This window comes from Serratia microhaemolytica, from assembly GCF_004011885.1.
In the GTDB taxonomy this organism is placed as follows: Bacteria; Pseudomonadota; Gammaproteobacteria; order Enterobacterales; family Enterobacteriaceae; genus Serratia_G; species Serratia_G microhaemolytica.
Window position 1 is genome coordinate 1 of sequence record NZ_SBEF01000139.1, and the last position, 599, is coordinate 599.

The following is a 599-nucleotide window of genomic DNA, read 5'->3' on the forward strand; positions in this document are numbered from 1 at the left end:
ATCAATGTGGTTAAAGATTATTTCGTGATTAAGCATAGAGGTTGTCTGCTCGATATTAGCGGGTCAATAACGGAGATCATACCTCAAAAGCCTTGCCATGCCTCGTTCATATGAGGGGATGGTTAAGCGTCTCGGCTGCACTCGGCGTATTAAGCATGGCTATACTCACCATTGGCATTGAATTAGCAAAAGTCGCCTATAATCACGGCGGTAATCCGATGTTTAATCAATTCAACTTATTAATTGGCTTAATTTGGATTATTACGCTACGTCTTTTCTTCGCCAAAAAAGCATCTGCTTAACTAACGCAAAATAACAGACCACTCCCCCATCACCGGGGAGTCACACCAGGGCAAGATCACGAACGTTTTTTAACCAAAAACAGTATTTGACCTGAGCACGTGTTGATGTTTTTCCCCTTATCAAAGCAAAAGCATTGTCTCGCGCCTCTCCCTGCAAAGGGGGAGGCTGAGAGGGGGTATTTCAAAATAATCAAATGCGTTAAAACCCCACCCTAACCCTCCCCTTATTAAGGGGAGGGAACTACCTGGCTCCTCGTATTGTGGCACAGAACAAACTTTAGTTAATAATCGATTAAA

1 protein-coding gene is annotated in these 599 nt (G+C 43.2%); it reads left to right on the forward strand.

Annotated elements, in window-relative coordinates; all coding sequences use genetic code 11:
* The first annotated feature begins 155 nt into the window (after window positions 1-155).
* Window positions 156-302 carry a hypothetical protein gene (locus tag EOJ37_RS14465; protein ID WP_155522523.1) on the forward strand — a complete coding sequence of 49 codons (147 nt, stop codon included), beginning with the start codon at window positions 156-158 and terminating at the stop codon, window positions 300-302.
* Window positions 303-599 lie beyond the last annotated feature (297 nt).